The organism is Endozoicomonas sp., from assembly GCF_031844845.1.
Lineage (GTDB): Bacteria > Pseudomonadota > Gammaproteobacteria > Pseudomonadales > Endozoicomonadaceae > Endozoicomonas.
On the sequence record NZ_JAVRMB020000095.1, the window covers coordinates 1 to 21,601 of the forward strand.

Annotated in this window: 18 protein-coding genes; 12 read left to right on the plus strand and 6 right to left on the minus strand. The window is 45.8% G+C overall.

Annotation, left to right across the window (positions count from 1 at the left end):
• The 3 genes from RM811_RS04405 to RM811_RS04415 form a co-directional block, all read right to left on the minus strand.
• Window positions 1–1,877 (minus strand): SLBB domain-containing protein (locus RM811_RS04405; protein WP_402521140.1); only part of this gene is annotated, 1,877 nt, incomplete at its 3' end.
• On the minus strand, window positions 1,877–2,446 hold the full coding sequence (locus RM811_RS04410) for a hypothetical protein (RefSeq protein ID WP_402521142.1): 570 nt from the start codon (window positions 2,444–2,446) through the stop codon (window positions 1,877–1,879). The genes RM811_RS04410 and RM811_RS04405, both read right to left, overlap by 1 nt.
• The gene (locus tag RM811_RS04415) at window positions 2,412–2,744 is read right to left on the minus strand and encodes an STAS domain-containing protein (protein ID WP_402521143.1); all 333 of its coding nucleotides are present in this window, start codon (window positions 2,742–2,744) and stop codon (window positions 2,412–2,414) included. Before RM811_RS04415 ends, RM811_RS04410 begins: the two co-directional genes overlap by 35 nt.
• Before the next feature lie 356 nt (window positions 2,745–3,100).
• Here RM811_RS04415 and RM811_RS04420 point away from each other — a divergent pair, with 356 nt between their 5' ends.
• From RM811_RS04420 to RM811_RS04470, 11 genes are all read left to right on the plus strand, one after another.
• Window positions 3,101–5,206: a putative bifunctional diguanylate cyclase/phosphodiesterase gene (locus tag RM811_RS04420; RefSeq protein ID WP_402521145.1), complete on the plus strand. Its 2,106-nt coding sequence runs from the start codon at window positions 3,101–3,103 to the stop codon at window positions 5,204–5,206.
• Window positions 5,199–6,269 (plus strand): glycosyltransferase family 4 protein, encoded by a 1,071-nt coding sequence (locus tag RM811_RS04425; protein WP_402521147.1) that lies wholly within the window; start codon window positions 5,199–5,201, stop codon window positions 6,267–6,269. The genes RM811_RS04420 and RM811_RS04425 overlap by 8 nt, the downstream gene beginning before the upstream one ends.
• A 40-nt stretch (window positions 6,270–6,309) precedes the next feature.
• On the plus strand, window positions 6,310–7,740 hold the full coding sequence (locus RM811_RS04430) for a lipopolysaccharide biosynthesis protein (RefSeq protein WP_402521149.1): 1,431 nt from the start codon (window positions 6,310–6,312) through the stop codon (window positions 7,738–7,740).
• Between the two features lie 12 nt (window positions 7,741–7,752).
• Complete coding sequence (locus tag RM811_RS04435) at window positions 7,753–9,255, plus strand: O-antigen ligase family protein (RefSeq protein WP_402521151.1); 1,503 nt, start codon at window positions 7,753–7,755, stop codon at window positions 9,253–9,255.
• Window positions 9,218–9,943, plus strand: a complete 726-nt coding sequence (locus RM811_RS04440) for an acyltransferase (RefSeq protein WP_402521153.1) — start codon at window positions 9,218–9,220, stop codon at window positions 9,941–9,943. The genes RM811_RS04435 and RM811_RS04440 overlap by 38 nt, the downstream gene beginning before the upstream one ends.
• Window positions 9,936–11,084 carry a glycosyltransferase gene (locus RM811_RS04445; RefSeq protein WP_402521155.1) on the plus strand — a complete coding sequence of 383 codons (1,149 nt, stop codon included), beginning with the start codon at window positions 9,936–9,938 and terminating at the stop codon, window positions 11,082–11,084. The genes RM811_RS04440 and RM811_RS04445 overlap by 8 nt, the downstream gene beginning before the upstream one ends.
• A gap of 363 nt (window positions 11,085–11,447) precedes the next feature.
• On the plus strand, window positions 11,448–11,807 hold the full coding sequence (locus RM811_RS04450; RefSeq protein ID WP_402521157.1) for a hypothetical protein: 360 nt from the start codon (window positions 11,448–11,450) through the stop codon (window positions 11,805–11,807).
• Window positions 11,797–13,299 carry a GumC family protein gene (locus RM811_RS04455; protein WP_402521159.1) on the plus strand — a complete coding sequence of 501 codons (1,503 nt, stop codon included), beginning with the start codon at window positions 11,797–11,799 and terminating at the stop codon, window positions 13,297–13,299. Before RM811_RS04450 ends, RM811_RS04455 begins: the two co-directional genes overlap by 11 nt.
• Window positions 13,296–14,390, plus strand: a complete 1,095-nt coding sequence (locus RM811_RS04460) for a glycosyltransferase (RefSeq protein ID WP_402521161.1) — start codon at window positions 13,296–13,298, stop codon at window positions 14,388–14,390. The genes RM811_RS04455 and RM811_RS04460 overlap by 4 nt, the downstream gene beginning before the upstream one ends.
• On the plus strand, window positions 14,387–15,586 hold the full coding sequence (locus RM811_RS04465) for a glycosyltransferase family 2 protein (protein WP_402521163.1): 1,200 nt from the start codon (window positions 14,387–14,389) through the stop codon (window positions 15,584–15,586). Before RM811_RS04460 ends, RM811_RS04465 begins: the two co-directional genes overlap by 4 nt.
• Window positions 15,587–15,623: 37 nt before the next feature.
• Window positions 15,624–16,265 carry a sugar transferase gene (locus RM811_RS04470; RefSeq protein WP_402521165.1) on the plus strand — a complete coding sequence of 214 codons (642 nt, stop codon included), beginning with the start codon at window positions 15,624–15,626 and terminating at the stop codon, window positions 16,263–16,265.
• A 7-nt stretch (window positions 16,266–16,272) separates the two neighbouring features.
• Here the strand turns inward: RM811_RS04470 and yvcK are convergent, their stop codons facing one another.
• From yvcK to sctC, 3 genes are all read right to left on the minus strand, one after another.
• Complete coding sequence (gene yvcK, locus RM811_RS04475; RefSeq protein WP_402521168.1) at window positions 16,273–17,193, minus strand: uridine diphosphate-N-acetylglucosamine-binding protein YvcK; 921 nt, start codon at window positions 17,191–17,193, stop codon at window positions 16,273–16,275.
• A 63-nt stretch (window positions 17,194–17,256) separates the two neighbouring features.
• On the minus strand, window positions 17,257–18,780 hold the full coding sequence (gene glpD / locus RM811_RS04480) for a glycerol-3-phosphate dehydrogenase (RefSeq protein WP_402521191.1): 1,524 nt from the start codon (window positions 18,778–18,780) through the stop codon (window positions 17,257–17,259).
• A 39-nt stretch (window positions 18,781–18,819) separates the two neighbouring features.
• The gene (sctC, locus tag RM811_RS04485; RefSeq protein WP_402521170.1) at window positions 18,820–20,961 is read right to left on the minus strand and encodes a type III secretion system outer membrane ring subunit SctC; all 2,142 of its coding nucleotides are present in this window, start codon (window positions 20,959–20,961) and stop codon (window positions 18,820–18,822) included.
• A 234-nt stretch (window positions 20,962–21,195) separates the two neighbouring features.
• Between sctC and RM811_RS04490 the strand changes: the two genes are divergently transcribed.
• Window positions 21,196–21,594, plus strand: coding sequence for a hypothetical protein (locus RM811_RS04490; protein ID WP_402521173.1), 399 nt, complete (start codon window positions 21,196–21,198; stop codon window positions 21,592–21,594).
• Window positions 21,595–21,601: the final 7 nt, after the last annotated feature.

The window sequence follows — 21,601 nt, forward strand, 5'->3', positions numbered from 1 at the left end:
GCGCCCAGTATTTTGAGAGCATCTGACGTCTTCAGCTTTAACCAGGATTTGTCATCTTCCGGACCTTTCTCTGGAAAAAAGACCGCATCGCCTGATTCAATAGGTGGCAAGATACTTGTTCTTCCTTCGGTAAAATCCTGAAGGTTGAACGGAAGAACTGTCCCGTCTTTTCTTAAGATCCTTATAGAGCGAATATCGGCATAACGATTGGGACCACCCGCATTGGCCAGAACATCCAGAAAACTAACGTCTGCAGCGGTTTCATAAGCTCCAGGTTTCTGCACTTGCCCCATCACATATACAGTGCGACCACCGCCCGATATTGAATCAACTTTCATGGGTACGAAAACAGTAGCCCCCTCTTGTAAAAGCGGCAAATCACCTTCTTTGCCACTATCCAGATAGGCTTTCAGGTTAAAGAACTGAGGCTCACTGCCTGACAGTACCCGTATCTGGTCAACATTGGCATAACGGGTAACGCCTCCACCTTTCAAAATGGCATCGACAACATTGACTCCCTCCTGATAGGGAAAGCTCACCGGCCTGAGCACTTCACCAAATACTTTAATAACGGATCTATCAGATACGGAATCAATCGCTTTATCATCTAAAGCTCTGGGTTCACCATGAACGCTACTCAGACCTGGCGAGGTAGGAACAAAGATTTCATCCAGGGACTTTATTTCGGGCAAAACGTCAGGATCACCCGTATCCAGATATTTCTTAAAATTAAAAACCTTCTTATTCCCATCTCTTCTTAGCTGAAGTTTATCAAGCTGGGCACCATCAATAAAACCGCCAGCTTCAGTAATCGCCATCTGAATATTACCCGTACTGGGAAGCTCAACTTCTCCCGGATTTTTGACAAAACCCAGTACCGTTATCAATAATCGTTTTTCTTTCAGATGTATTGTCAGTTTATCCAATCCTAAAAACACTTCAGACAGCGCTGTATAAATGACCTTTTCCACTTCCCTGAGCGTCAGTCCAGAAATTTTTAGCTGACCTATTTCAGGCAGATGGATAGTACCGTCTCGCCCTATCAGGAAGTTTTCATTAAACCCTTCCTCTGCGGGCAGACCAACAACCAGAATATCACCAGACTGTAGCTGGTAATGTTCTGGATCTCTCACCCTCGCTGATGATATATCCTGCCCCTCGGTTTTATTAGTTACATTATTCGCAGGATCTTTTACTACTTCACTGTACTGATTTTCAATGGCGTCTTTTTCAGAACCTCCTTTTGTATCATTCTCAACAGCATCGGGTTTTACACCTTCACTGATGATAACTTCTTTCTCATTTTTATTTATTAACTCTTCCTTTTTTCTTTCATGCAAGGAAATCAGAACAGCATCATCAGGCTTAATCATCCATTCTGACAAACTATTGGAACTGACTTTTATATGTTGTCCATCTCTAATAACGGTATAATCAGCATTAAACTCCACACCATCATAAATCGGATGATAAAAATTAAGCTTATTAAGATAAGAATTAACAGGAAGCAGATATTTACCAGGACTCTGGATATCTCCAAGAACAGCAACATTCAACAAATCTTCTGAATCAAAATATTCTACAGACTTAACTTTATAGGATTCTGAAAGCGCTTTTAGTATCTCGACAGCGGCCTGCTCAACATCATAATTGATAAAACTTATGACTGTACCATCAGGAAGGTCAACTTCCATATCCTCATTGACCAGTAGAGCAGGTAATGATTTACCACTGGCACTTAATTCAATAAAAAATGCTCCATTTTCTTTTATAGTAGTGCTGGCATAAAGCCCGGCAGATAAAACCAAAAAAACAATCAATATAAAACCATGAATGCTTCCCTTGAAACCCGCTCTTTTAAAATAGGACATCTTCATTACTTGCTCCGCATAAATATGCGCAAGTTCATGGGTCTTGGCCAGTCACTGAGCCCCAGTATTGAATCATCTGACCTCAATGGCTTTTCACCTTTTTTAATAAGGCCAGCAGCATACTTTAAAGTACATCCGCCATCTTCGGCCATTTCTTCCATCAGAGTCCTGACCTTCTCCAGAGATGAAAAAGACGCAGTTAATCTATTACTGGCATCACCAAACAGATCACCATCTATCTCATACTCTATAAGTTGATGCTTATTTTGAATAATTCTCATTTGACCTGGAAAACAATACTCTCCGCCGGCATTTTTCAGCTCAAGGTATCGAAGCCTGCTTAATTCATAGAGATTTATTACATAAGATGGGTCAATATCTCTTATCTGACGATTCTCATCCTCAGAAAGGCTATAGTCACGATCAGCATGGAGAGGCCAAAGCACTACGCAGGAAGAGATAAGAGGGAAAAAAAAGCAAATAGAAAGCTGCCCAATACATTTAATATTGGACAAAACAGAAAGAATAAAAGTCTTGTTTCTACTTTTTCGAAAGATACTCGTCAACACTTTCATATTGCTTAATCGTCTGGTTAATCCTGAGCATAGTCAATAACTCGTCAGGCTTTCCATTAACGCCAAGCAATCCAAGATTTCTACTTTCTATCTTCAGTCGCTTATAAAGAAAAACCAAGGCTCCAATACCCGAAGAATCAAGTTCATTAACTAAACTCATATCAACAAGTACATCACCGGCACAATCTTTTATCAAATGATCAAAGTGATCCCTAACTTCATTGACAGTATCCGCATTGAATTCACTATGTAATTCAATAATATCACAGCTACTTGCCTGATAAGTCGCGTAATCCATTACCCTTTACTCCTGAACCTGTTCTTTTTCCTTATCAAATGTATTTAAGCAGTATTTTAAAGCAAACACACATAATTAGATTAGACAATAGAAACATCTGGAAAATATATTCTTACATCAATTTAACCACCACCTTATAAAACAAGAAATAAGAAATAAGAAATAAACAGGGGAAATAAACAATTAGTAATTTAAAAAGAAAAAACAATTCCTTTTTCATATAAAACATAAATCCTATCAACCCCTATATTTAATTCATAAAGCCAATTAAAAACCACCCAATATGCTTATAACATTCAGAAGTAGAGCTGTATCCCAATGACTCTGAATGAATGGCGATAATTTGAAGTCATTATATGGATACAAAGAAGGGCGTTTATTCCGAAACACAGCTATCAATCAAACTGCTTAAGGCAGTTCTGCTTGGTGCCTGCATTTTAGGAATCATATTGAGCCTTATTCAGGTTTTTTTCGATGCTCACCAGTCAAGTCAGGCTATGGACCAGAAGGCAACAGAGTTGCTGGCCATGATCAATGAGCCTGCCAGCAGAGCAGCACATCGCCTTGATAACAGCATGGGCCAGGAAATTCTGAATGGATTGCTGGAAATGAAATCTGTTCAGGTTGCAGCAATCCGACTAGACGGTGCACCTGAGCTGGCCATGGTGGAAAGGCCAATTTTTGAATCCCGTTACCGGCTTCTCTCAGACTACATTTTTAACCCTATCCGTATATACCGCAAAGAATTATACAGCTATGAACCAGAGAAAGCGTATCTGGGTGAACTGATTCTCTCCATTGATACGGCTTACGAAGGCAAATCATTGATTCGACGATCTGTGGTTGTTGTCTTTGCCGGGATCATCAGATCCATCGCTATGGCACTGTTACTGTATCTCATCTACACAACGTTATTGACCAAACCTCTGAATCGCTTGATTCGCCAGCTATCAAGCATTGATCCGGAAGATCCTGAACAGCAGCAATTACCCATGCCTAAAGGCAATGAAAATAATGAATTAGGGCTCTGGGTAAGGACAGCCAACAAACTGTTAACCTCAATTGATTACCACTACAGCCTTCGTCAAAAAGCAGAAGCTCGAATCATGAAGCTTTCTCAATACGATTATCTGACCAGGCTGCCCAACCGACGGACATTACAAAACCAGATCAATAAGCTTATTGAAAAGGCTTCCCCTAAAGGCGAGAGTATCGCGCTTCTATGTCTTGGGCTTGATGACTTTAAGGCATTGAATGCACAGGTTAACTTTAATGCAGCAGAGCATATTCTGGTCCAGCTCTCTGACCGCCTGAGAAATCATATTGGCAATAAAGCTTACATCGGCCGATTAGGGGAGGATCAGTTTGCCATCATTCAGTCACACATCGAACAGCCCTATGAAGCCGCTGAAATGGCTCAAGACCTGATCAGGCAACTTAGCCGGCCTTTTGAGATCAATGATGAGCAACTAACCATCAGTGCCACTGTCGGTATTACCCTGTTCCCGGATGATGGCAAAGATGTAGACACACTGCTGCAACAGGCAGAATTCGCCATGATTATGGCAAAATCAAGAAGTCGCAACCGCTACCAATTCTACGTAGCCACCATTGATACCGAAATCCGGCAGCGAAAAAAACTGGAAATGGATCTGCACCAGGCGCTTGAACACCATGAACTCAGTCTGGCCTTCCAGCCACAGTTTAATTACCAGACCGGCAAACTGGTGGGTGCAGAAGCGCTGCTTCGCTGGAAACACCCGGAAAAAGGCCTGATATCCCCTGACACGTTCATACCTGTGGCAGAACATAACCTGGATATTATCCCCATTGGCGACTGGGTTCTGGAAAGTGCCTGTCAGCAATTGCACAGCTGGCATCTGGCCGGATATGAAGATCTGCGTATGGCCATCAATCTTTCTGCTGTCCAGCTTCAGGATCAGAATATTGTCGACCGTATTGCCTTCCTGCTGGATAAATATCAGATCCCCCCGGAAACCATAGAACTGGAAGTGACTGAAACGTCCATCATTGAAGACCTTGAAACCTCCCGGGACCAGCTTCGAAAAATCAAAAATATCGGAGTTTCCCTGGCGCTGGATGATTTTGGTACGGGTTATTCCTCCCTGAGTTATCTGAAACAATTTCCATTCGATAAAATAAAAATTGATAAATCGTTTGTTGACGGTCTTCCTGACAACAAAGAGAACGCCGTTATCGTTGAAGCCATCGTACAAATCGGCAAAAGCTTTGGCCTGAAGGTGCTGGCAGAGGGCGTAGAAACTATCGAGCAAGAAGCTTGTCTGATAGCAAAAGGGTGTCAGGAAGGACAGGGCTATCACTACGGAAAGCCCCTGTCTGACCAGGATTTCTTCAGCCTCTTAACCCAATCTGACATGCTGCCGGCAAACGCCCGGGCAATGGAAAACATGAATGATTACCGAGGTATCAATAATGACTGAGCATCCCATTGTCATATTGTTGGACTCTCGCCAGGCCGGTGGTATTGAAACCCATGTTTACCAGCTTGGCAAAGCACTTCAAAACAGTGGCCGGCCAGTAGAAATCTGGTTTTACCAGAAATACCCCACTGAACACCCCCTTGAAGAAGGTTTAAAGGATGCCAATATTGGCTTTCGTTATCTCAGTGGAACATTCCATCACCTGCGCTCAGAGCTAAAATCCGTAAAACCACTGTTGCTCCATACCCATGGCTATAAAGCCGGTATTTTTGGGCGACTGGCAGCAGTACTCTCAAAAACCCCCGTGGTCTCAACCTTTCACAATGGTGACCCCGGGGAAGGTATTGTCCGCATTTATACCCTGTTTGATCAGCTAACCAGCATCCTGTCTAAAAATATTGCCGTGAGTGATGAGATTGCCAAACGGTGTATCCGCGCCCCTCACCGAATTAATAATTTTGTTGAAGTCCCTGAGCACCCGTCATCGTCAGGAAAAGCCATCGCCTTCGTTGGCCGATTGAGTGACGAGAAAGGCCCTGACCTGTTTCTGCAACTGGCCAAACACCAGCCTCTGCTCCCCTTTCGACTCTATGGCAGTGGCCCCATGGAGGAAAGCCTCAGGAAACAGCAAGTCAATAATGTCATGTTTATGGGACAAGTCTCCTCCATGGAACCTCACTGGCGGGAAATTGGCCTGTTGTGCATTACCTCCCGCTTCGAGGGCTTACCCATGGTGGCACTTGAGGCCATGGCCCATGGTGTTCCGGTAATCAGCTTTCCACTGGGCGGATTACCAGACCTTATTGTTCAGGGTTTCAATGGCTGGATCACCCCGCTTGGGGACCTGCAGGGTATGAGTAATCTATTAGAATTTTGGTTTTCTTTGCCGGAGTCGGTTAAATGGCAGCTAAGAGAGTCCTCCATAGCCACCATCGTTAATAATTACTCCAGCCAGGCGATTATCCCGGGAATCCTTAAGGTCTACCAACAGGCGGTTCAGTCAAAAGGCCGCGCCTGGCCCAGGCCCGTCCATAAAAGATCAATCATCAGTTCTGGTGGATAAAGACAAAATTGCACGGTTGCAATAAGCAGGGTGAGTCAAGATGGAACTTGGTCAAAACGTTATTAAAGGATTAAAAGTCGGGGCAATGCTCCGGGTGGCTGCCCAGATATTCACCTGGGTCAATACCTTAATTCTGATTCGACTGCTCACACCAGACGATTATGGTCTGATGGCCATGACCATGGCGTTCATCGGAATCTTCGCCTTAATGGGCGACTTTGGTATTGGCAAAGCCATCATTCAGGCGGAAGAACTCAGCCCACTCAGGCTCCGCCAGGCATTCACCATTAACATTATTTCCTGCCTGATTTTTTTTGCCTTTTTCTTTTCCATCGCCCCGGTCATTGCCAGTTTCTTTGATGAGCCCAGGGTGACGATGCTTATACAGGCGGTGGCTTTCCAGCACATTATCATGGTGTTTCATACGCTGCCTTATGCCATGGCCAGCCGTAAGATGCTGTTCAAAGAACGGGAGAAGGTTCAGTTTTATACCGCGCTCTTGACCAGCGTGGTCACCATTGCCATGGCGGCCACAGGGTTCGGCGTCTGGTCGCTTATTTATGGACACCTGTTTATGCGTCTGGCGTTAGTCATCGGTTACAATATCATTGCTCCCTGTTGGGTCTGGCCATCATTGAACTTTCGGGGCTTTTCCCAAATGGCAGGGTTCAGCGGCATAGCAACGGTGAATGATGTACTGCGTTATTTCGTCAATGTATTTGGCAACATCAGTATTGGTCGTCTGTTAGCTAAAAGTGACCTGGGGGTCTTCTCTGTTGCCCGGAACCTGGCCAACCTTCCCAGTGACAAGATTGGTGAACTGCTTAACCATCTGGGACTCTCATCATTCGCCAAACTGCAGCACGAAAAAGCCGTTGCCGGACAGTACCTGTATAAGTCAACACAGCTGGCCAGCCTGGTACTGTTTCCCATGTATCTTGGCATGTGCTCCATATCGCCAGAGCTGATTCCCCTGGTATTGTCTGACAAGTGGGCTGCAGCCATCATTCCTTTTCAAATTCTCTGCCTGGCCAGCCCGTTCCGGATGCTTTCGGAAATGCTGGCTACGAGCATAACGGCTATTGGCGAGCCCACAAAAAACAGCCGGACATTGCTTTACACCCTTCTGACGCTGCCTGTTTTTTTCATTGGCATTCAATATGGCGTGGAAGGTGCCTGCTGGGCATGGTTGGCCATTAATCTGATCAGTTTTGCTGTTCACCTGAAGGTTATGCTGCCAACCTTTCAATTAAAATTAACATCGTTCCTTGGCGCGCTTCTTCCGGGTTTTTGCAGCGCTGTCATTATGCTGGCGGGCTTAATGCTGCTCAGACATTACCTGACAGGCCAGATGCATGAAGCCCTGTTAATGTTCCTGATGATTCTGATGGGAGCCATTCTCTTTGCCGCAGCCCAATGGCTGCTGTTCCGCCGCCAGCTCTTGATCACCCTGCGGTATTTACGACACTAGGTGGTATAAGAGATGCGGCTACCTGATATTGAACGGCTGTTTATCAATCGATACCAGACGGTAACCATCACCGCCTATTGCGTCCTTGCGGCACTGCCCAGCCTGATCTTTCCACACCCTATTGTCCTACTGCCCCTTGCCGTGATTCCACTGGGCCTGATGTTTATTCTGAAAAAACCCTTTGTTGTCTGTTTGATTTTTATCCTGTTCTCATTTTTCCGGCTGCATGAAGTTTTTCCCCAGCTGGATCCTATCAAAATTCCGTTACTGACTGCACTGGCTTCCTATTTCGTCCTGGGATGGCACATTTTTCTGACGCAAAGGGTGCAGGTTTACTGGCGTCATGAACATACCATTTTTGCCCGATTCTTTGGCTGGGTTGTTATTGGCATTGCCTTTTCCAGCTATCCACCCGTCGCCTTTGGTAGTTTTACCAGTGTTTATATGAAAATCGGCATTATGGTTTTAGCCATTTCGTGGCTGATGACGGAGCACTGGCATTTCAAACTGGCTCACTTCCTGATCATTTGCTCTGGTCTGGCGGTTGGCGGCGTCACGCTGTTCAACAATGCCAATGGCATTGGCATGGTGGAAGAGACTCGTGTCACCATTCCCGGTACCAGTCTGGGTGACCCGAACGACTTATCATTAGTGCTCAGCTTTCCCATGAGTTATGCCGTGGCCTTTGCCACAACAAAAGGCACCGGCAAGATCAGAACACTGCTGGGTCTGATTGGTGTTGTGGTGTTTGTGTCGTCCATCATTGCCACTCAAAGCCGGGGGGGATTGCTGGCTACCGTTGCCGTGTTTGGTATCTTTGGGCTGCGCATCATTAAATCAAAATTACTGCTGATCAGTATTGCCAGTTTTGGCTTGATGATTCTGGTGGCCGCTGCCGGGATCAATGACCGAAAATCCGGTGGCCAGGGAGAGGATGGTGTGGATGAATCCGCCATGGGGCGTATTCATGCCTGGGAAGCCGCCTTTAATATGGCACTGCGAAATCCCCTGACCGGCGTTGGCCTCTCGCTCTTTCTGGATAATTACTGGGATTACGCCACCCATGGCCGGGGAGAAGGACAGGCGCACGTTACTCACAGCACCTGGTTTCAGGTGATGTCAGAGGCGGGTTTCGTGGGTATTGGTTTGTTTGGTTATATGATTTTTACCATTTTCATGTCCGTATTCGGTTCCCTGAGAAGGCTTGATCGTAATAAAGGCTCTCCTTTATACGATCCCCATATGACGGCGATTACGGTAGGCACCTATGCCGGATTAGTGGGTTTCTGTGTATCGGGTACGTTTCTGAGTCAGGGCTTTCTCTGGCCAATCTACATCATTACCGCCATCAGTATCTCCATTGCCAACTATATGGACAACCACCACGTAGACCGGGAAACGGAGCCGGAAGCAGAAGCACAAAAAACGGCTATAGTTAAAAAGTCAGGAAACTCAATACACGGCAAGGGTTTGCCATATGCTCGACGCTCTCAAGGTTCGATTAAAAAACAGTGATTCTTCTTTTGGAAGAGCGACTTTTGCAATACTGAAATCCATTCGCAGTTTTGAAATCCCCGTAATAAAGCCATTTCACGGCCTTATTTATCATCTGCATCTGCTGATCACCGGTTTTGCGGGGAGTCTTTGTCGGATTCTCTATTGGACGCCTCTTTTCAAATCCCGACTTGCCAATACCCCCGGCAAGCTCTATCTCTATTCAGGCATGCCGCTACTGCTTGGCCCATTGAAAATCACCATGGGTGATCATTGTCGGCTTTCTGGCCATACCACTATCAGTGGCAGAACCTCATCGACCATCAAACCGCAACTGAACATTGGCAATAATGTGGGTATCAGCTGGCAGAACGAAATCTTTGTGGGTGACCGGATTGAGATTGGTAATAATGTCCGGCTGGCCGTTAAGGTCAGGCTGGTTGGCTATCCGGGTCATCCTGTTGAGCCCGCAGCCAGAGCCAGAGGAGAGGCTGAGTCTGATGATCAGGTCGGTAATATTATTATCGAAGATGATGTCTGGCTGGCAGCGGGGGTTACCGTTATGGGCGGGGTAACCATCGGGGCTGGAACCATTGTTGCCACGGGCAGCGTGGTTACCAGAGACCTGCCCCCCGGAGTTCTGGCCGGAGGCATTCCCGCCAGAGTCATAAAATCACTGGATTTGCCTGCGGAGAACAAGAATGGCTGACCTGATTGTCTTTGGAGAAGACTGGGGAGGCCTGCCCTCCAGCACCCAACACCTGATCAGTCACTTGATGAAAAAACACAGAGTCATCTGGGTTAACTCCATAGGCATGCGATCACCACGGCCTTCCCTGAGAGATTTCAAACGATTATTCTTGAAAGCACTGGCCATGTTCAAGGGTTCCAGCAAGACTAAACGGCACGCTTCAGAACAGGTATCACCGGTTATTATCAATCCCAAAGTATTGCCTTTTTATGGTTCCAGCCTGATTCGCCGTTTTAATAAACGTCTTTTATTAAAAGACATTAATAAAGCCATTGAACAACAGGGATTTGAAGACATTGTTCTGTGGGTATCATTACCCACTGCTGTGGATATGGTGGGCAGTTTGAATGAACAAGTCTCGATCTATTATTGCGGAGATGACTTTGACGCCCTTGACGGCGTTGACCATGCAATGATCAAGCCCCTGGAACAGACGCTGTCTGAAAAGGTTGATCTGATTCTGGTGGTCAGTAAAACGCTGGCCAGAAAGTTTAATAATCCGAATACGATTATTTTTCCTCACGGTGTTGATTACCCCCTCTTTTCAACACCTGCCAGCAGGCCTGATGATCTACCGACAAACGGCCCAATTGCCGGCTTCTACGGTAGTATTTCTGCCTGGGTGGATACGGAGCTTCTGGTCCAGTCGGCTATTGCTTTGCCAAGCTGGCAGTTTGTCTTTATTGGCGATGTTAAAACCGATGTTTCTTCCCTTCAGGTACTGCCTAATGTCCACTTCCTGGGTTCCAAACCTCATGACCAGCTGCCCTCCTATGTTCAGCACTGGAATGTGGCCATGCTGCCCTTCCGCCATAATCGGCAGATAGAAGCCTGTAACCCTTTAAAGTTGAGAGAATATCTGGCATCAGGTACACCGGTAGCCTCGACACCTTTTCCTGCGGTCAGGGAATATGACAATATCGTCGCCATCCAATCACCCAAAGAATCGTTTTCCAGGGTTATTTTGCGGGCCGATAAACAACGGGAAGAGAAAGCCGTTCGTCAGGAGACGGTTTCAAAAGAATCATGGCAACACAGGGCCGTACAACTGGAAGCCCTTATCGACCACCTCAGTGGCAAAAAAAACACTCACCATTAAATTGATTTACCCCCGAAACCAGAAGCTACACTTAACAATAATACCGCATAAGCAACTGTGTTTATTATAAAAAACGCCATAAAAGCTAACATGGCTGCTTATCAGGATAATCAATTGACACTGGAAGGACAAAAAAATGTCATCTTTAGATGATCTTCTCTTCAGTCAGTTGACTATTAGAAATTAGAAGTTGATAACAGGGAAGTCACCGTGATTAAGCGATATGGATCCCGCATTGTCGTCATACTGATATGTTTGGGCTCGCCATGGTTAACTGGCTGCAGTTTGACATCAAGCTATCAAACGTTAATGGAAATAAATCGGGAAAAAAAAGTTAAACAGATTTCATCGGCAATCAACAAAATGAATCAGACTGAAAATTCATTACCTGTTTCCAGAGATATGTATCGTCGTCAGTTATCTATCAGCTTTAATCAAGAAGAATTTCAGGTAAATAAACAGCATCAACAAATCATCGACCTGTTTTTCAAATCGCTACCAGACAGCCAGCATCTTAATATTATTATTTCGGTTGCCCCTTCTTCAGCGGCTGAGCCATTTAAAACGCTCAATGAATCATGGGCAAGGCTCCAGAGCCTGAAAAAAATGATAGAGCAATACAGCAAAGAAATCGAATTAATCTACCAGCCCGATCTCGACATTGATTCAGCCACCATCCATGCGGTAGGTGGCAGTGCAACAGGGGGGAAAGATGTCCAGTGAAATCCTGAGAAACCTTTTCCGTCTTTTGAGCGCTGCCTGGCGGCGGCGCTATACGATTTGCGTGCCCATTCTCGTCATGCCGATTTTTGGTTTTCTGGCCAGCTTTATGGCCCCAAAATTTTATGAAGCTCATACCACAATACTTCTTCAGGACACCACTGAACTCAATCCGATTCTGGAAGACTTCTCAATCTCTACCAACCTTGAAGAGCGACAGTTGGCCCTGAAAATACTACTTAAGAGCCGTACCGTATTAAAAGGCGTTGCCAGGGCTGTGGGGTTTATCGATCACAAATCATCTGAAGAAGAAATTGATGACGCCATCAGTGAATTATCGAGCTCATTATCGGTGGTATTTGGCGGAGATCTGGTAAAAATCTATTATCGCAGTGAAAATAAAACGGACATTAAAGAGCTACTGACTAAAGTCACAAAACACTTTCTCACACTGGTTCAGGCACCACAAAAGTCATGGCAGGTTACCTCCACGAAGTTCCTCAAGGATCAGGTTGACCGTCGTCATAAAGAACTTTCGGAATCTGAGATAAAGCTTTCCCAGTACAAAGCAGAATACGCACTGGAGCTACCGGAACTTCACAAGGCTAATGTCACACGACTGGCAGAACTGCGACAGCTACACATGGAGAAGGAGACCGAGCTAGCTGGCGCAAAAGCAGCCATGAAAGAGTTCAATGGCAATTTGGCTCAAACCAATCCCGTGATCGGTAAACTGGAAGAGCGGATTATTAATACCCGTACCACGCTCAGTATGCTTCGTTCCCGCTATACAAAAAAGCACAGTAAAGTGCAGACATCCGTCAGAGAGCTTGACCGACTGAAAGCCGAACGCCAGAGAATGATTACTGAAAGCAGTAAGCTGAATACTGAAGATATCCAGCGCCTGTGGAACCTGGCGGCATCAACACCTTCTGTCGCCGCTGATAACTCTCAGGGACAAACGACGATTCTTGCCTCGCAGCTTCAGGCCGTTCAGGAAGCCAAAGCCAAAGTGACCAGTCTTGAAAATGAGGTCAAAAACATTACCAAACAGACCGGCAGACTAAAGGGTAAAGTACAACAATTTGCCGAAGTAGAACGGTCACTGGTTGAATTGCAACGGGATTTCGGGATTAAACAAAGACTCTACGATGACTTTCTGAACCGATACATCATGGCCAGAGTGACTGAAGACCTGAGTGCCTATCAAGAAGCTGAACAAGTCAAAATTATTGATGAACCGTTTACCCCCAGCAGCCCCAATCAGCTGCCAGCTTCATTATTTATTGTTGCCGGTGTATTTGCCGGCCTGGGTATAGGAAGCGGGCTGGCCGCCATCGCTGAAATATCTGATACCACACTCCGGCTTCAGGACAGTATCGAGCGGATCTCCGGCATCCCTGTTCTGGCAAGAATACCCCACATGCCAAAGGCTACAACGATTATCTATGACCCTGAGAAAGACTGGTTTAATGATGGGGAGGAACCCTCATGAAAACACCGCCTGTTGTCGCCCAGATTGTCCAGCATCTTGCGCCCGGTGGTATCGAGACAATGGCTCTGGACCTGCAGCGTAAAGCTGACAATCCCGAAGCGGTTCACATCATCAGTCTCGAGGGAACCCAGTCTGAAGCCATTGATCAATGGCCAAGAATTCAGCACCTGGAAAGAATTCATTTTCTGAATAAGCCCCCTGGCCTCAGCTTGTGTACCATAAAAAGGCTCTACCAATTACTGCGTGAGCTGAAAGTTGATGTAATTCATACCCACCATGTCGGCCCTCTACTCTATGGTGGTATCGCGGCTAAACTGGCTGGCTGTGGCCATGCTCATACTGAACATGATGCCTGGCATTTGAACAACCGGAAAAGGCGCTGGCTGGTGTCAGCCTGCTTCCATCTGCTCAGACCTCAGGTTGCCGCAGATGCAGAGTTGGTTGCAGAAAATATTCGCAAGCACATTCCTTTATTCACCCCTTCGGTGATTCTGAATGGCATTGATACGAACCTCTTTAAGCCCGCTGATCAAGCTGTCGCCAGGCAGGCACTGAACTTACCCACTGGTGTCCCCATTATTGGCTGTGCTGCCCGGTTTACCGACGTGAAGTGTCATGATCTCCTGCTCCATGCTTTCTCGAAACTTCCAGATACCACACAACTGGCCCTTGCCGGAGGTGGTGAGCTGGAACAGGCGCTTAGAGCATTAGCGAAAAGACTGAATATTGAGCAGCGAGTGCACTTTCTGGGTGTTATCGATGATATGCCCGCCTTTTATCATGCTATTGATATTTTCTGCCTCGCATCGAAGAAAGAAGGGCTTCCCCTGTCACCTCTTGAAGCCCAGTCGTGCCAGAGAGTCGTCGTCATGACCGATGTTGGTGGCTGCCGGGAAGCCGTTGACCCCGATAGCGGCTTATTGATCAATCCCGGAAGCACACTGGAGCTGGAAACAGCACTCAATAAACAACTCAGTTCAGGTATCAATCCTGAAAAACAAGCATCGGCACGAAGCTTTGTGATTGAAAATTGCAACCTGGAAAGGATGATCAATCAATACAATAACCTGTATCACGGGAGGTCAGTATGATGGAGTGGTTGGCCTTAATCATTTTTTTCCTGTCAGGTCTGGTGATCGTATACCATCACATTGGTTATCCCGTGATCCTTAAACTGATGACACAGGGGTTAGAAAATACCTTACCAGCGTATTACCATCGCGCCTGGCATGTCACACCACTTGATCATATGTTGCCCAGTATCTGCCTGATCATGCCGGCCCATAATGAAGCAGATACCATTCAGTCAAAGATTCGCAACCTGGCCACCCTGGACTACCCCGACTACAAGCTTGAAGTCATTCTGGTTTGTGATGGCTGCACCGACAACACAGCGTCCCTGGCAAAAGAAACTCTGGCCGAACCAGAATGCCACCACTTGAACCTGACAGTGGTGGAAAAAACTGAAAACCGCGGGAAAGTCGCTGTATTGAATGAGGCCATCAGCCTTACCCGTTGCAGTGTTATTGCTCTTTCCGATGTTTCTGCCCTGTTATCCATTGACTGTCTGTTAATCGTTGCCGCTCAGCTGAGCAATGACAATAACGGTGTCGTTTGTGGCAGCTACCAGTTTTTTCAATCCCTCAGTGCTGGGGAACAGGCCTACTGGCAGTACCAAAGAAGCATTAAAACCCGTGAGAGTGCCCTTGGTGCAACATTGGGTGTCCATGGTGCATTTTATGCCTTTCGTCATGACCTGTTTGATTTAATACCAGCAGATACCATTAATGATGATTTCACCCTGCCTGTTCAAATAATTATGAAAGGCTATCGTTGTCTTTATGATCCAAGAATCATTGCCATAGAGCTGGAACAGGCCTGTAATGAAATGGATTTCCAGCGAAGGAAACGTATTGCAGCGGGTAATGTTCAACAGGCAATTCGTCACTCTGGTTTACTTAATCCCAAATTCGGAAAAATCGCCTTTAACTTTTTCTCAGGGAAATTTCTACGCCCTTTTATGCCACTGTTTTTAATGATGGTACTGTTATCAACAGCCGCACTGGCTAATCAGTTTCTTTTTTTCAAAACCCTTCTATTGATTCAACTGGGTGTATATGGGGTTACAGGATGGTATATATTTCGGCGCTCACAGCCAACCCAAAAAATATTAAGAGTATTGTTTTACCTGGTATCCGGGCACATTGCCATGGCTATCGGTTTAATCAAATACCTCACTGGTCAGAGTAAAGGCCAGTGGCAACGAGTCAATAACAGATCATTATAAATCTACAAAGCTAACAACGTACTTAAGGAGTGTACCCATGAAAGAATCAACCTACGTCCACCCAATCGCAGCCATGGGAAAGCGATTAATGGACATTCTCATCGCACTGGTCGGACTGCTAATTACTCTACCACTGTTTCCTTTTATCGCTCTGGCCATTCGCCTTGATAGCCCGGGCCCGATTATTTATCAGCAGATGCGTACTGGTTATCAAAAAGAGAACTTCATCTGCTTATTTATGATGAAAAAATTCAGAACGATGCGTAATGATGCCGAGGCAGGAACAGGACCGGTATGGGCCCAGAAAAATGATCCGAGAATTACCAGAATCGGTAACTTTCTAAGAAAAACACGCCTTGATGAACTGCCCCAGCTTTGGAATGTCCTTGTGGGCGATATGTCTATCGTCGGGCCAAGGCCCGAGCGTCCGGGAATGTATAAAAAGCTGGAAGCTAATATACCCTTTTATACGGAAAGAACTTTCGATGTCGTTCCCGGTATTACGGGTCTTGCGCAAGTTAGCATGGGCTATGATGAAACGCTGAATGACGTGAGAAATAAAGTCGCTTATGACCACGCTTACGCACTGGCCTTAAGCAGCCCGTGGGGATGGTTGAAAATGGATATTTATGTGATGTTCAAGACTGTCGTCGTTATGATTACTGGTCAGGGACAGTAAACTTCCATCAGGAAGGTATTTTTATAAACAAGGCTTCGGCCAGTTCATCAAGCGTTTGTCTTAACGCATCCCGGCTATGAACGCCAGGCTGAAAGCTATCAGCTAATGGCCGAATATGAGTATCACACTGAAGGTTTTCTGCCGGTCCATTTTCTGCTGGCCATAAAAGTACATCCGGGTACACTCCTGTCATCTGATTCATCCATGACAATTTTTCACTGATAGGCATTTTACCTACGACAGATAATTCCTGGTTTAAGTTACCCACAAAAACTTTCAAGGCATTACTGGAGCGAATGCTCTCCGCTATTTCGGGAATTAACAATGCAGGCAAAATACTGGTCATAAAACTGCCAGGCCCAAGAATAATCATGTCTGACTCTGTTATCCTGGCAACCGCTTCATCGGTCGGCTTTATAGAGGGTAGAATCATTAATTTCTCCGGACATTTATCCAAAGCATCAATGGCGGTTTCACCAAACACTTCCTGCCCATCCACTACGGCCCCCAATCGGGCAGGCTCTTCTGACATGGGAATCAGTTCAGCATTTACCTGCAACATCTGGCGAATCAAATTGATAGCGTCCAATGGACGAACACACATCTGGTCCATGGCCAGCAAAATCAGATTCCCAAGATTATGCCCACTGATATCGCCACTGTTTTTAAAACGGTACTCAAATAAGATGCGGGCAAGATTTGGACTGTCTGAACAGAGTTGATTAAGACAGTTCCTCAGATCCCCCCAGGCAATACATCCACTGGCATCCCTGAGCCGCCCTGTAGATCCACCATCATCAGTAGTGGCAACAATACCGGACAGATGCTCACCCAGAAAACCCAGGCTTGCCATTACCCGACCCAGACCATGTCCGCCACCAATGGCAACGATTCGACGACACTGATATAGCGCTTTAACAGAGTACATGGATAATTATCTTTTATGAAATTGTTGGAAATAAATGGTCATATTCTGCTGCCCGGAACGGCTCTAAACAATACGATTCAGAGTACCGTTTTCCGAAACCTGGCGGATACTGCTCTTAATATAATCGGCCAATACACTGGATTCTTCGGTGCTGAGAAACAGACCGAGCTTACTTCTTCTCCATAGTAAATCTTCAGCCTCTATTACCCACTCATTGCGGATAAGGTAGTCAACTTCACACTGGTACAACCCTGAACCAAAATCTATACCCAGATCACTTATGCAACCCATCCCATTAAGGAACTTGTCAGCAAGAGAGCCGTAACTATGAGCATAACGAATAGCCACCGAGTCAGGTAACCATGGATAACGTTGCTGTATCACCTGAAGACAAGAAACAACCTGAACAGCACCCGGCAGTAAACTGCTTTGAGTCCAGGCTCCTGTGGCCATTGGAAAGTAACTCGCCAGCCTGTTCATGGCATGCTCACCCAGTTTCCTGTAGGTGGTCAGTTTGCCCCCAAAAACTGAAAGTAAAGGCGCTTTTCCATCCTCATCCTCTAATTCAAAAGCATAATCACGGGTGGCAGTGCGCGCATCACTGGATTTATCCTCAAACAATGGACGAACGCCCGAAAAGTCCCAGATTATGTCTTCTACTGAAATAGTGGTTTTGAAGTGATCATTCACCACTCGACACAGATATTCACGCTCCTGCTCCGAACAAGTGGCTGCCCCCGGATCACCGTTATACTCAACTTCCGTTGTGCCAATCAGAGAATAATCGCCAAGAAACGGAGAAACAAAAACGACTCTTTTATCATGATTTTGAAGGATGTATGCCTGACTCCCCTGGTAAAGTCCGGGAACAACAATATGACTTCCTTTAACCAGACGTACTCTTTTATCAGACTTTTCTGGCTCTTTTGATAGACCGGCCAGAACACCAGAAACCCATGGACCCGCAGCATTAACCAGTGCTTTGGAGGTTACTTCTTTTGTTGTGCCGGTTAGCTGGTCTTCAAGGCAGATATGCCAGAGATCATTACGACGAAAGCCTGATACGACTTTGGTTCTGGTAAAGACTGATCCACCATGGTCACGTAATCCCAGTGCATTCAGCAACACAAGTCGTGCGTCATCGACCCAGACATCAGAGTATTCAAAGACGGTATTGAAGGTGCTTTTTAAGGGACTGCCACCATCAAGCTTTACTCGTCGACTACCCGTCAGGGTGTTGCGCTTACTTAGATGGTCATAAAGAAACAAGCCCAGCTGAACCATCCAGGCTGGCCTTAGTTCAGATTGATGGGGAAGATAAAAGCGCAATGGGCGGGTAATATGGGGCGCTATTTTTAACAGAATTTCTCGCTCGGCAAGCGCTTCCCTGACCAGACGAAACTCACACTGCTCAAGATAACGAAGCCCTCCATGGATCAGCTTACTGCTGGATGAGGAAGTAGCACCTGCCAGATCCCCCATCTCACATAAACATACGCTAAGGCCTCGCCCCGCAGCATCGTAGGCAACACCTACGCCATTAATCCCACCACCAATCACCAGAAGATCATAATCCGCTACTTTCACAGCCAAACCGATCTCCTTGTGGCACTTCTTATGGCAATATCAGGTTTCTGTTGTACCAATGATTCGAGGAGTAATCAGGAATAAACGTACCTGCTTAATCTTTGACGTTGACTCTGCCTTGAACAAATGACCAAGGACTGGAATATCACCCAAAAAAGGCACCTTGGAAGACTTCGTTTCTTCCTGCTCTTTATAAAAACCGCCAATCAACAAACTTTCCTGCTCGCTGATAATTGCCTGGGTATTGATCGAGCTGCTGGTTACCTCAGGTAGTTTCTGCCCTACTTTATCTGAACCCTGGCTACCCGTACCATCCTGAATATTAACACTCATATGGATGCGTCGGCCCTGATCTTCACGCACAATTCTCGGGGTAACCTGAACAACAGTTCCTGAAGTTACCGGGAACAATTCAGAATCCTCATTACTGGCCACAGAGACGTAGAATGTACTGCTATTTTCCAGAATCGCTTCAATATTATCGAGCGTCAGAATCGATGGCCTTGAAACGATTTTTACCTTTCCTTCATCTGCCAGCAATTGCAGCCTTGCATTAAAGGACCCAAGGGTACTTGAGACAATAGTTGTGTAGCTTGCTGATATACTGGGATCAAAATCAAAAGTGGTATCTCTGGTACTTCCAGAGCTATCCCATTTAACCCCCAACGCCTTAATATCTTGAGTATTAATATCAATAATTGAAACACTGATCTCAATTTGAGAGGTTGGTTTATCCAGTGAAGCGATCAGATCTTCATACATAGGCATTTTGGTTTCAAGGTCATGCACAATAATGGCATTTAGCCTTGGATCCGCATTAATATAAATTTTATCTGCCATAGCGCCCGTGTTCAGTTGCTCTGCGGCTGCTGATAGCTGATCATTTTCCGGTTTCATCTCCCCTGCCCTGGTCACACTTTCAACTGGAGTCACCGAAGGATTAGAGGCCGTCTGCTTCGTTACCTGAGCAACACCACCACCTTTAATAATTCTGGTAAGAATCGTTGCAACACCAGGCACCGTCAGTTGCTGTCCACGAAAACTAAACGATTTATCCGTTGCCCAAGCATATTTTAGCGGGAAAGTCCGAACCGTGAGCTTACTCTTCTGACGGTCCCCTTCTTTAGCATCCAGCAACATGGCGGTCTGAGAAACCAGATCAATATAACGGGGAGGCCCGGAGATAAATACCAGCCCTTCCTTAGGCTGTTCTTTCCAGAAAAAGCGCCCATCCCAGATGCCAATCTTTTTCAATGTTTTCTTGAATTGGTTGACCGGCAAATAGCTCAAGCTGATAATTTGCTGGCTTGAAGCACTGCCGTCATAAACGAATAGGGTATGACCATCGAAATACCAGATAAAACCATAGATATTCGATAAATGATCAAGAAAATCCACTGGCGTCAATGGGCCAATCTTACCATTGATCTGTCCTTCAACCCCGTCAGCAATGATGATCGGCATATAGTAGCTCGCTGCAAAATTCTGCAGCACTTCGTTTAATCTGTCCCCATTCCCAAAATAGGCATAGGGTCGAACACCAAAAGCGGCCAGTGCAGGAGATTCATCATCACCAATGGTATCTTCAAAGTCGTCTATGGCGTCTCTGATGGCATCTTCTGCAGACAGAACCCTATTAGATGGTGTCTGCGACTGCATCCTGTAAATATTTGACGAACCTTGATCCTGCCCGGAGGGTAAGTTTTGCTTAGCGTGTTTTTGAACAAAGTTATAATCATAATCAGAAGAGGCAGCGTAATGAACCCGGCTATCATATCGGGAAAGGTCTGACTCCTTACCAGAAAACTGTTCCCCATCCAAAGGCGGCATTAACCTGGAACGCTCTTTCTCAACTGTGGTACCCACCGCATTAGGAAATCTTCGGGCATCCAGAGGATTAACCTGATCAGCAGAGGGAAGCCCGGGCTGATCACGTACAACATCAGATGGGAAATAAATGACCTGCCCTACCCGTAACTCCTGCGTTATATCAAGCTTGTTGTAACGGGCCAACTCATTCACCTCAAACCCGTAGCTGCCCGCAATCACCTCCAGCGTTTCCTGCGGACGCACTAAATGCTTTCGAGTTTGTACTTCTTCGGAAGACCAGTTCGCCAGCGCTTGAAAAGCCAGCGCCAGCAAAAGGGACAGGTATATCAGGGTATTTCTTATAAAGCCCATCAGACGCGTGCCTCCATGCTCATGTCTGCTCCAGCTTATTCAACAGCCCTTAATGAATAGATGCCTTGTAATTTAAAAGTGTCAATTAAAATTTGTTCGATACCAGTTTATCGGAAAACAAACTGAATTCACCAGCATTTCGTCAAAAAAATAATTAACCGGAGAAAAACCCTTTAATCGCTGAATTTTCCAGCCGACAGCACTACAGGATTAATTTATCAGGCGGGCTTAGTTATGGCAGGATCAGTTTCATTTGGTAATGGTATTTCAGGTATTTCAAGAATCAACAGCGATTCGGTGGATTCTGACTTCCCTAAGTCCAAATCAAATTTCAAACCTTCCGGGGATAAAGTCGTTGACCATACCTGGAAGGCTCTGGATATGAGCCGTAATTTCCAGAATCGTGAACTCAAGTTTGCCACTAGCATTTCTGGCCACAACATTTATTCCAGCCCTGAAGAACATTATCGTTTTACTCACGAGGCCATTAGCTCTCTTTCCTCCTTTTTGAAACAACAGCCCGAAAACAGTGCCAATGCCAAAGTCCTGAAAGAAGCGCTTGCTGTTATTGAGAAGGCCAAGGCAGATAGTGAGTTTTTAATGATGTGTCGCAATGTACTGATTGCCAGCTAGAGGAATT

Excerpts from the sequence above, each read along its gene's own strand:
- RM811_RS04440 (WP_402521153.1), top strand. The coding sequence starts at position 9,218 with ATGCTCGACGCTCTCAAGGTTCGATTAAAAAACAGTGATTCTTCTTTT.
- RM811_RS04410 (WP_402521142.1), bottom strand. The coding sequence starts at position 2,446 with ATGAAAGTGTTGACGAGTATCTTTCGAAAAAGTAGAAACAAGACTTTT.
- RM811_RS04490 (WP_402521173.1), top strand. The coding sequence starts at position 21,196 with ATGGCAGGATCAGTTTCATTTGGTAATGGTATTTCAGGTATTTCAAGA.
- RM811_RS04430 (WP_402521149.1), top strand. The coding sequence starts at position 6,310 with ATGGAACTTGGTCAAAACGTTATTAAAGGATTAAAAGTCGGGGCAATG.
- RM811_RS04415 (WP_402521143.1), bottom strand. The coding sequence starts at position 2,744 with ATGGATTACGCGACTTATCAGGCAAGTAGCTGTGATATTATTGAATTA.
- RM811_RS04435 (WP_402521151.1), top strand. The coding sequence starts at position 7,753 with ATGCGGCTACCTGATATTGAACGGCTGTTTATCAATCGATACCAGACG.
- sctC (WP_402521170.1), bottom strand. The coding sequence starts at position 20,961 with ATGGGCTTTATAAGAAATACCCTGATATACCTGTCCCTTTTGCTGGCG.
- RM811_RS04420 (WP_402521145.1), top strand. The coding sequence starts at position 3,101 with ATGGATACAAAGAAGGGCGTTTATTCCGAAACACAGCTATCAATCAAA.
- yvcK (WP_402521168.1), bottom strand. The coding sequence starts at position 17,193 with ATGTACTCTGTTAAAGCGCTATATCAGTGTCGTCGAATCGTTGCCATT.
- RM811_RS04450 (WP_402521157.1), top strand. The coding sequence starts at position 11,448 with ATGAATCAGACTGAAAATTCATTACCTGTTTCCAGAGATATGTATCGT.
- RM811_RS04455 (WP_402521159.1), top strand. The coding sequence starts at position 11,797 with ATGTCCAGTGAAATCCTGAGAAACCTTTTCCGTCTTTTGAGCGCTGCC.
- RM811_RS04425 (WP_402521147.1), top strand. The coding sequence starts at position 5,199 with ATGACTGAGCATCCCATTGTCATATTGTTGGACTCTCGCCAGGCCGGT.
- RM811_RS04465 (WP_402521163.1), top strand. The coding sequence starts at position 14,387 with ATGATGGAGTGGTTGGCCTTAATCATTTTTTTCCTGTCAGGTCTGGTG.
- RM811_RS04445 (WP_402521155.1), top strand. The coding sequence starts at position 9,936 with ATGGCTGACCTGATTGTCTTTGGAGAAGACTGGGGAGGCCTGCCCTCC.
- RM811_RS04460 (WP_402521161.1), top strand. The coding sequence starts at position 13,296 with ATGAAAACACCGCCTGTTGTCGCCCAGATTGTCCAGCATCTTGCGCCC.
- RM811_RS04470 (WP_402521165.1), top strand. The coding sequence starts at position 15,624 with ATGAAAGAATCAACCTACGTCCACCCAATCGCAGCCATGGGAAAGCGA.